The sequence below is a fragment of the Mycobacterium sp. NGS41 genome (assembly GCF_059812725.1).
Genome location: NZ_JCALDF010000036.1, coordinates 38,355 through 47,885 on the forward strand (window position 1 = coordinate 38,355; position 9,531 = coordinate 47,885).

7 protein-coding genes and 1 pseudogene are annotated in these 9,531 nt (G+C 63.6%); 5 read left to right on the forward strand and 3 right to left on the reverse strand.

Features of this window, described 5'->3' with window-relative positions; translation table 11 throughout:
- The first annotated feature begins 191 nt into the window (after positions 1-191).
- Together AC5Y21_RS22875 and AC5Y21_RS22880 are read left to right on the forward strand one after the other, a co-directional pair.
- On the forward strand, positions 192-620 hold the full coding sequence (locus AC5Y21_RS22875; protein WP_499915818.1) for an MmpS family transport accessory protein: 429 nt from the start codon (positions 192-194) through the stop codon (positions 618-620).
- The gene (locus tag AC5Y21_RS22880; RefSeq protein ID WP_499915820.1) at positions 617-3,535 is read left to right on the forward strand and encodes an MMPL/RND family transporter; all 2,919 of its coding nucleotides are present in this window, start codon (positions 617-619) and stop codon (positions 3,533-3,535) included. Before AC5Y21_RS22875 ends, AC5Y21_RS22880 begins: the two co-directional genes overlap by 4 nt.
- Positions 3,536-3,552: 17 nt before the next feature.
- Here AC5Y21_RS22880 and AC5Y21_RS22885 read toward each other — a convergent pair whose 3' ends face one another.
- Both AC5Y21_RS22885 and AC5Y21_RS22890 read right to left on the reverse strand, forming a co-directional pair.
- Positions 3,553-4,356: a mycofactocin-coupled SDR family oxidoreductase gene (locus AC5Y21_RS22885; protein WP_499915822.1), complete on the reverse strand. Its 804-nt coding sequence runs from the start codon at positions 4,354-4,356 to the stop codon at positions 3,553-3,555.
- Positions 4,353-5,969: a flavin-containing monooxygenase gene (locus AC5Y21_RS22890; RefSeq protein ID WP_499915830.1), complete on the reverse strand. Its 1,617-nt coding sequence runs from the start codon at positions 5,967-5,969 to the stop codon at positions 4,353-4,355. The genes AC5Y21_RS22885 and AC5Y21_RS22890 overlap by 4 nt, the downstream gene beginning before the upstream one ends.
- Positions 5,970-6,240: 271 nt before the next feature.
- On the opposite strand from AC5Y21_RS22890, the gene AC5Y21_RS22895 reads away from it, so the two are divergent.
- On the forward strand, positions 6,241-7,431 hold the full coding sequence (locus AC5Y21_RS22895; protein ID WP_499915824.1) for an acyl-CoA dehydrogenase family protein: 1,191 nt from the start codon (positions 6,241-6,243) through the stop codon (positions 7,429-7,431).
- 9 nt (positions 7,432-7,440) lie between these two features.
- Positions 7,441-8,349, forward strand: coding sequence for a biphenyl-2,3-diol 1,2-dioxygenase (bphC, locus tag AC5Y21_RS22900; protein WP_499915826.1), 909 nt, complete (start codon positions 7,441-7,443; stop codon positions 8,347-8,349).
- Between the two features lie 19 nt (positions 8,350-8,368).
- On the opposite strand, the pseudogene AC5Y21_RS22905 reads toward bphC, so the two are convergent.
- Positions 8,369-8,971 (reverse strand): annotated as a pseudogene (locus AC5Y21_RS22905) (TetR/AcrR family transcriptional regulator); the annotation flags it as partial.
- Positions 8,972-9,057: 86 nt separating this feature from the next.
- On the opposite strand from AC5Y21_RS22905, the gene AC5Y21_RS22910 reads away from it, so the two are divergent.
- Positions 9,058-9,531, forward strand: coding sequence for an Rv1443c family protein (locus AC5Y21_RS22910; RefSeq protein WP_499915828.1), 474 nt, complete (start codon positions 9,058-9,060; stop codon positions 9,529-9,531).

A 9,531-nucleotide genomic window follows, 5' to 3' on the forward strand; every position in this document is an offset into this window, starting at 1 on the left:
CGCGAAACACGCGCCCCTACCGAATCGGGCTGGATCGGGCGCGCATGGGGATCACCTGCGTACCTGATGTTCGTACACGCGGGTTGCCCCGTGCCACTGAGATCAACTGTGGTGCAACGTAAGTCCGAACCCGGAGCACACTAGCGACCACGTCGGCATTGCCTAGCCAGGAAGGGACCACTCAGGTGCAGATGGCAAAGGTTGTGCGCAATGCGTGGTTGCCGCTGCTGATCGTGGCAGTAGTGGTGATCGGCGGCTTTGCCGTGGTCCGAGTCAAGTCGTTTTTCGGTGCCGACAACGCGGACACCCTGACGAGCGCACGGGTAGACGATTCCAAGCCGTTCAAGCCCAAGGTCGTCAAGTACGAAATCTTCGGCTCGGCAAGCCGCGCCAACGTGAACTACTTAGATCTCAGCGCGGAGCCACGGCGCTTAGACGGTGCGCCACTGCCCTGGACATTGGTCCTCAGCACCACCGCGCCCTCGTTCTTTCCGAACATCTCCGCGCAAAGCGACGGCGATTACCTCGGCTGTCGCATCACCGTCGACGACGAAGTCAAGGACGAACAAACAGCCAACGGCGTGCACGCCCTGACCTCCTGCTTGGTGAAATCAGCATGAGCACTACCACTCACGACGCGCCCACCGATGCCATCGCCTCGAACCCCGCTGCCAAACACGCGGCCCGCCCGGCGATCCCACATTTCATCCGCAAGTTCGCCGTGCCGATCATCCTCGGCTGGATTGCGCTGATCGCGCTGCTCAACGTCGTCGTCCCCCAGCTCGACGAGGTCGGTAAGCTGCGCTCGGTCTCGATGAGCCCCGATGACGCGCAATCGGTGATCGCGACCAAGCGCGTCGGCGAGGTGTTCAACGAGTACAAGTCCAACAGCTCGGTGATGATCGTCCTGGAGGGCCAGAAGGCGTTGGGCGCCGATGCGCACGCCTTCTACGACCAGATAGTCAAAAAACTCGAGGCCGACACCAAACACGTTGAGCACGTTCAAGACTTCTGGAGCGATCCACTCACCGGGGCCGGCGCGCAGAGCAACGACGGCAAGGCCGCCTACGTGCAGGTGTACCTCGTCGGAAACATGGGTGAGACGAAAGCCAACGATTCGGTTGAGGCCGTTCAGCGCATCGTCAGCAGCGTGTCGCCGCCCAGCGGGGTCAAGGCCTATGTCACCGGACCCTCGGCGCTGGAAGCCGACCAGCATCTCGCCGGCGACCGCAGCCTGCAGATGATCGAGGCCGTGACCTTCCTGGTCATCATCGCAATGCTGCTGATGGTCTACCGGTCGATCGTTACGGTGCTGCTCACGTTGGCGATGGTCGTGTTCGAATTGGCCGCCGCCCGCGGCGCGGTCGCCTTCCTGGGCTACTACAAGATCATCGGCCTGTCCACGTTCGCCTGCAATCTACTGGTGACGCTGGCGATCGCCGCCGCCACCGACTACGCAATCTTCCTGATCGGCCGATATCAGGAAGCCAGAGCCGTCGGCGAATCGCGAGAAGACGCCTACTACACCATGTTTCACGGCACGGCACATGTCGTGCTCGGGTCGGGGCTGACCATCGCCGGCGCGACGTTCTGCCTGCACTTCACCAACCTGCCCTACTTCCAGACGCTGGGAATCCCGCTCGCCATCGGCATGGTGGTGGTGGTGCTCGCGGCGTTGACGCTTGGCCCCGCGGTCATCTCGGTGGCATCGCGCTTCCGCCAGACACTCGAGCCCAAACGCGCACAGCGTATTCGCGGCTGGCGCAAGATCGGCGCGCTCGTCGTGCGGTGGCCCGGCCCGATCCTGGTCATGACGATCGGTATCGCACTTGTCGGGCTGCTCACCCTGCCCGGATACCGGACGAACTACAACGACCGCAACTACCTGCCCGCCGATCTGCCGGCGAACGCCGGATACGCGGCCGCGGATCGACACTTCTCCAAGGCCCGGATGAATCCGGAGCTGTTGATGATCGAAAGTGACCACGATCTACGCAATTCCGCGGACTTCCTGGTCATCGACAAGATCGCCAAATCCATCTTCCGGGTTCCCGGGATCAGTCGCGTGCAGGCCATCACCCGACCCCAGGGCACGCCGATCGAGCACACCTCGATCCCCTTCCAGATCAGCATGCAGGGCGTCAGTCAGCAGATGACGCAGAAGTACCAAGAAGATCAGATCGCTGACATGCGGCGTCAGTCCGACGAGATGCAGACGACCATCGACAGCATGGTCCAGATGCAGGACATCACCCAGCAGATGACCAACGACATGCACATCATGGTCGGCAAGATGAAAAGCATGACGCTGGACGTTGCCGAATTACGCGACCACATGGCCGATTTCGAGGACTTCTTCCGGCCCATCCGTTCCTACTTCTACTGGGAAAAACACTGCTTCGACATCCCGGTGTGCTGGTCGTTGCGGTCGGTCTTCGACGCCCTCGACGGCATCGACACAATGACCGACGACATCCAGAGCCTGATTCCGGTCATGGAGCACCTGGACACGCTGATGCCGCGGATGAATGCGCTGATGCCCGAGATGATCCAGAACATGAAGAACATGAAAACCATGATGTTGACCATGTATTCGACCCAGAAGGGTCTACTGGAGCAGCAGCAGCGGGCGCAGCGCGACTCGGCCGCCATGGGCAAGGCATTCGACGCGTCCAAGAACGACGACTCGTTCTACCTGCCACCGGAGACGTTCGACAACCCCGAGTTCAAGAAGGGTATGAAGAACTTCATCTCGCCGGACGGCCACGCCGTGCGCTTCATCATCAGCCACGACGGCGATCCGATGACAGCTGAAGGCATTTCGCATATCGACGCGATCAAGAAGGCCACCTACGAGGCGCTCAAGGGCACCCCGATGGAGGGCTCCAAGATCCTTCTCGGGGGCACGGCGGCCACCTTCAAGGACATGCAGGACGGCAGCAACTACGACCTGCTGATCGCCGGAATCGCCTCCATGTGCTTGATTTTCATCATCATGCTGATCATCACCCGAAGCGTGGTGGCGTCGGCAGTGATCGTGGGCACCGTGTTGCTGTCGCTGGGCGCGTCGTTCGGGCTTTCGGTGCTCATCTGGCAGCACCTCATCGGCATCGAACTGCACTGGATGGTGCTCGCGATGTCGGTCATCATCCTGCTGGCCGTGGGCGCGGACTACAACTTGCTATTGGTGTCCCGGTTCAAGGAGGAAATCCACGCTGGCCTGAACACCGGCATCATTCGATCGATGGGTGGCACCGGGTCGGTGGTTACCTCAGCGGGACTCGTGTTCGCCTTCACGATGATGACGATGGCAGTCAGCGAGCTGACCGTGATCGGCCAGGTCGGAACCACCATCGGGCTGGGCCTGCTGTTCGACACTCTGATCGTCCGATCGCTGATGACACCATCCATCGCCGCGCTGCTGGGCAAGTGGTTCTGGTGGCCGCAACGGGTTCGGCAACGGCCGGCTCCGTCTCCCTGGCCGGATCCGATTCAGAAGCCGGTCAGCACGCCGGAATCCTTGACCACCGCGTGACCCCTACCGCACGTCGGTCAGGTGGTCTTCTGGGTGAGACCGGCATCGACGACGAGCTGCGTACCCGTGATGTAGCGAGCCTGGTCGGAGGCAAGGAAGACGACGGCGTTGGCCACATCGACGGGCTCCACCCAGGGGACCGGGAGTAGGTTTCGCGCCCTCAGCACTGCTGCGGCGTCTTCTTCCGTCGGATTTTCCAGATCGGGCCGCAGCCGCCTGAACATCGTGTCGTTGAGCACCATCGGGGTTGCCACCGGTCCGGGGTGCACGGTGTTGACCCGAATGTTCCGCGGCCCCAGCTCGTTGGCGAGCGTACGCGCCAGCCCGACTACGGCGTGCTTGCTGGCCGTGTAATGCGCAGAATTGCTGGTGCCACGAATCCCGTTGGTGGAACTGATCATAATGACGGACCCGCCGTCGGCGCCGATGTGCGGAACGCCCGCCCTGACCGTATGCCAGACGCCGGTGAGGTTGATATCGAGCGTGCGCTGCCAGTCCTGCGGGTCGATCTCCCACGCGGGTCCACCCGGCAGGTGGATTCCGGCGTTGGCGACGACGACGTCTAGGCGGCCCAGCTGCGCAACACCAGCATCGACCGCGGCTGTGACGGCATCGCGGTCACTGACGTCGGCCAGGCCCGTCGCGCAGCGTCGACCACGCTGTTCGATCGCCGATGCCAGACGACGCAAGTCATCGGCGGCGGCCGGAGCGTCGAGCGCAATCACGTCGGCCCCCTCGTCGGCGAACCGCTCGCAGTGGGTGCGTCCGGTGCCCCGGGCCGCACCGGTGACCAGCACCACTTTGTCGCGCAATCCGGTCATCGCGACTTCTTGACCAGATCGAATCCTTTGTAGCCGGCGGCGGCGACCTCGTCGCAGATGTCGTTGTACGTCGCGAATCCCCCGACGAACAACATGAAGCCCCGCGGCTTTCCCGGCACGTTGGCACCCATGTACCAGGAGTTCGCCTTGGTGAACAGCGTCGCCTCAGCTCGTCGCACGCATTCGTCACCCCATTCCTCGACAGCATCCGCCGCGGCTTCGATTGCGGCGTAACCGTGCTCGTCGAGATACGCGATGGCGGCGGCGATCCAATTCACCTGAGCTTCCGCATGCAGCACCATGTTCGCCAGTACCGCCGGAGCGCCCGGACCCGAGATCAGGAACATGTTCGGGAAGCCGTCAACGCCCAAACCGAGGTAGGTGCGCGGGCCGTGCTCCCAGTTGTCGCGCAGCTTGGCATCCGCTCGTCCGACGATGTCGATCTTGGCCAGCGCACCCGTCATCGCATCGAAACCCGTTGCCAGCACGATCGCGTCGAGATCATAGTGCGCGTCGGTGGTGTTGATACCGGTCGCGTCAACGGATTCGACCGGAGTGCTGCGCACGCTGACCAACGACACGTTCGGCTTGTTGAAGGTCTGAAAGTAATTGCTGTCCGTGCAGATTCGCTTCGTTCCGATCGGATGATCGTTGGGAATCAGCATTTCCGCGAGAGCGGGGTCGTCGATGACGGCGCGGACCTTCTCCTCGTAGAACTTCCTCGCCTCTTCGTTGGCGGCCGGGTCGATCATCTGGTCCGGGAAGGTCTTGGAGAACAGCACACCGCCCAGCTGCCATCGTGTTTCGAATGCCGCGCGGCGTTCGTGAGGTGTGAACTCCAGTGTCGGCTTGGGTGCGGTGATGTGCGGTGACCCGCCACCGCTGCGCCATGACACCTGTCGCCGCTGCGCGTAGCCTGTCTTGATGTCGTCGAGTTCCTCGGCTGACAGGGGCTTATTGCCTGCGGGGACACTGTAGTTGGGAGTGCGCTGGAAGACGTAGAGGTGGGCGGCCTGCTCGGCGATGATCGGAATCGATTGAATGCCAGCGGATCCGGTGCCGATGACCGCTACCCGCTTGCCGGTGAAGTCGACGGCTTCGTGCGGCCACGCTGCGGTGTGGTAGATCTCGCCCGCGAAGGAGTGCAAGCCGGCGAAATCCGGGGTGATCGCGGCAGACAACGGACCCGTTGCCATCAGGCAGAATCGCGCCGAGATCGCCTGGCCGTCGTCGGTGCTCAATGTCCAGCACAGTGTTCTCTCGTCGAACACCGCCGATGCCACGCGGGTGTCGAACGCGATGTCGCGACGTAAGTCCAATTTGTCGGCGACCCAATTCAGGTAGCTGAGGATTTCGGCCTGGGTGGCGTACTTCTCGGTCCAGTTCCACTCCTGCTGCAGTTCGTGGGAGAAGGAGTAGCAGTAGTCGACGCTCTCGACGTCACACCGCGCGCCCGGATACCGGTTGTAGTACCAGGTGCCGCCCAGCTCGGGTGCGGCCTCGAGCACCCGCACCGAGAGCCCTTGGCTACGGAGCTTGTGCAAGGCATACAGTCCGGCGAACCCGGCACCCACGACTATCACGTCCAGGGGGACGTCCAGGGGGGCGTCCAGGGGGGCGTCCAGAAGTTGATCACCGGCGTTGTTCACAAGCACTTACGGTAAGGCCTCCGTCGTGCAACGAAACCAGCCCCGTCCCGGTCACCGGACGGTCCGGCCGGATTTTCCCGGCAATCGGGCTGGCGGATCTGCCCGCGGCGGGTGCCGACATGCTGCTGGAAGCGGAGTATCTGACCGCATTGCGTCCGCTCACCGGGAGCGGTGACGAGGCCGGACACCGACTGCGGTACACCATTAGGAAGCCCACACACGTAAGGACGACACCATGACTGAGCGGGTACTTGACCAGGTGGTCGCGCTGGCCGACCAACTGCGCGAGCAGGCGGCCGAAGCCGAGCGAATCGGCCGGCTCACCGACGAGTCCGTCAAGATGATGAAAGGGGCCGGGTTGATCCGGCTCCTGCAGACCAAGCAGTACGGCGGGTTTGAAGCGCACCCACGCGAATTCGCCGAGACGGTGATGGCCACCGCGGCGCTGGATCCGGCCGCCGGCTGGATCGTCGGCGTGGTTGGTGTGCACCCCTACCAGCTGGCTTATGCGGACCCGAAGGTCCCCGCCGAGGTTTGGGCCGACGACGTCGACACCTGGATGGCCTCCCCGTATGCGCCGCAAGGGGTGGCTACTCCTGTGGAAGGTGGCGACGGCTACATCTTCAACGGCCGCTGGCAGTTCAGCTCGGGCACCGACCATTGCGACTGGATCATCCTGGGCGCGATGCTCGGCGACTCGAAAGGCGTTCCACTGATGCCGCCGCAGATGCTGCACATGATCCTGCCGCGCAAGGACTATCAGATCGTCGAGGACTCGTGGAATGTGGTGGGGCTGCGCGGCACCGGTTCCAAGGACGTCATCGTCAAGGACGCGTTCGTCCCGGCCTACCGGACCATGGACGCGACGAAGGTCATGGACGGCACCGCCCAGCGCGAAGCTGGCATGACCGAGCCGCTGTATCTGATGCCGTGGTCGACGATGTTCCCGCTGGGCATCTCCGCGGCCACCATCGGCATCGCCGAGGGCGCGCTGGCCGCGCACCTGGACTACCAGCGGGAGCGCGTCGGGGCCACCGGAACCGCGATCAAGGACGATCCCTACGTCATGCACTCCATCGGCGAGGCCGCCGCCGACATCAACGCCGCACGCCAAGAGCTGTTGGCCAACGCCGATCGCATCTATGACATCGTCGCCGCCGGCAAGGAGGTGTCGTTTGCGGACCGCGCGGCCGGTCGCCGCACCCAGATTCGCGCCGTCTGGCGCGCGGTGTCGGCAGTCGACGAGATCTTCGCCCGCTCCGGCGGCAACGCGGCGCGGATGGACAAGCCGCTGCAGCGGTTCTGGCGTGACGTCCATGTCGGCCACCTGCATGCCATCCATGTGCCTGGCACCGTGTACCACGCGTCGGCGCTGAGCTCACTGGGCATCGATCCGCCGCAGGGCCCGCTGCGGGCGCTGATCTGAGGTTACCTGATGAGCGACCTGAAAAGCCTTGGCTACATAACCATTTCGACCAAAGATATCGACCGCTGGCGGCAATTCGCCTTCGGGGTGCTGGGTTTCGCGCAAGGCTCCGGTCCCGACCCGTCGGCGCTGTATCTGCGGATGGACGAGCGGGCGGCGCGGATCATCGTCGTTCCGGGCGAGAGCGACCGGGTGCTTACCGTCGGGTGGGAGGTGCGCGATCACGCGGCACTGCAACGGGTCCTGGCAGCGCTCGAGGGTGCGGGGGTCGCGTCCAAACAACTGTCCATCGACGAGGCCGAAGCGCGCCGCGTCGAAGAGGTGATCACCTTCGAGGACCCGGCCGGCATCACGCTTGAGGTATTTCACGGCGCGGTACTCGACCACAGTCCGGTGGTGACGCCATTCGGTGCGAAATTCGTCACCGGCGATCAGGGTATGGGCCATGTGGTGCTGCCGGCCACCGATCCCAACGGCCTGTTCGACTTCTACACCGAGGCACTGGGTTTCCGCTCCCGCGGCGCATTCCGGGTTCCGTTACCGAAAGAGTTCGGTCCGGTGCGGGTTCGCTTCCTGGGCATCAACGAACGACACCACAGCCTGGCGATCGTCCCGGCCGCACACCAACGCGACCCACGGCTGGTGCACATCATGGTCGAGGTCGACACGCTGGACGCGGTAGGTCAAGCGCTGGACCGCGTCAACGCTGAGGGCTTTCAACTGTCGTCAACACTGGGACGCCACACCAACGACAAGATGGTCTCGTTCTACGTCCGCGCACCCGGCGACTGGGACATCGAGTTCGGCACCGAGGGTATGCGGGTCGACGAAACCCATTACACCGCAGAGGAGATCACGGCCGACAGCTACTGGGGTCACCAGTGGGTCGGCGAGATGCCCGCCGCGATGCGGATGTGACAGGGGACCCGGATCGGCGAAGATACCCGGTGAGCAGGTCGACGATCTCATCTTCGAGCTCTTGCGGATCAACCGGAGTCTGCGATGTGACAAGCCGGTGCACCAGCGACTCAATGGTCGACACCACGATATGGGCGTTGAGTGTGCCGCCGGCGCGCACCTCGGGATACTGCTCCAGTAGCCGAACCGCCGCAGCTACGGACAGCTGCTCCAACTCGCGCATCCGCGCCAGGAACTCCGGCGCCCGGGGCGCCTCTTCGAACAGCACCCGATGCAGCCGCGGATTGTCTACGTGGTTATCGATTGTCGCGCGCACGAACAGCCGCAGGACGTCCTCGAGGCTTTGCGGCAAGCCCTCGGACAAGCGTTCGCTGAGCAGACGGGCTCCGGCATCGACGTGTGCGTCCATAAGTGCCCGCAGGATGGCGTCCTTGTTGGGGAAATACTGATATAGCGAGCCGATCGATATCCCCGCCTGCTCGGCGATGCGGTTGGTGGTCCCGCCCACGTAGCCGTGGTCGGCGAAAACGTGAGCTGCGGCGTCCAGGATCCGTTGCCGGGTCTGTTCGGCACGTTCCTGTTTCGGCTGCTTGCGCTGCCGGAAGCGGTCTGGCGGGGCGATGGTGGGTCTCCTTCGCGAAAGCGAGTAGTCAACGGGCGCTGCGACCAGCAAAATTAGGTTAACCTAACCGCTGCTCAGGAGTGCCCGTGCGAACCGTTCACCTGGAAACGATCTTGCCTACCAGCGCCGACCGCGTTTGGCCGGCGATGCTGTCTCCAGTCACTTTTCTCTATCTATGCAAAGGCCTGTTCGGCTTTCCAGCCCTGTCCGGACGCTCGGAGCCGCTGCGCCCGGGCGAGCGCGGCGCCGGATGGCTGGTCGCTTTCCACGTCGTACCCGCTTACCGGCACACGATAGAAATCGTCGGGGTCGACGAGGCCACCAAGACAGTGCGCACCCACGAGCACGGCGGCATGCTCAAGGCTTGGAACCACACTCTGCACGTCGAAGCGGTCGACGAGAACTCGTGCCGCTACAGCGACACCATCGAGATCGACGCCGGGCCTGCGACGGGCGTCGTCGCCACGGCGGCGATCGGGATTTTTCGATATCGCCAACGACGCTGGCACAAGCTGGTGCGCCAGCATTTGCTCGCCCAAGGGCCTGCGTACGCCAGCTGA

Excerpts from the sequence above, each read along its gene's own strand:
- AC5Y21_RS22875 (WP_499915818.1), top strand. The coding sequence starts at position 192 with ATGGCAAAGGTTGTGCGCAATGCGTGGTTGCCGCTGCTGATCGTGGCA.
- AC5Y21_RS22880 (WP_499915820.1), top strand. The coding sequence starts at position 617 with ATGAGCACTACCACTCACGACGCGCCCACCGATGCCATCGCCTCGAAC.
- AC5Y21_RS22885 (WP_499915822.1), bottom strand. The coding sequence starts at position 4,356 with ATGACCGGATTGCGCGACAAAGTGGTGCTGGTCACCGGTGCGGCCCGG.
- AC5Y21_RS22895 (WP_499915824.1), top strand. The coding sequence starts at position 6,241 with ATGACTGAGCGGGTACTTGACCAGGTGGTCGCGCTGGCCGACCAACTG.
- bphC (WP_499915826.1), top strand. The coding sequence starts at position 7,441 with ATGAGCGACCTGAAAAGCCTTGGCTACATAACCATTTCGACCAAAGAT.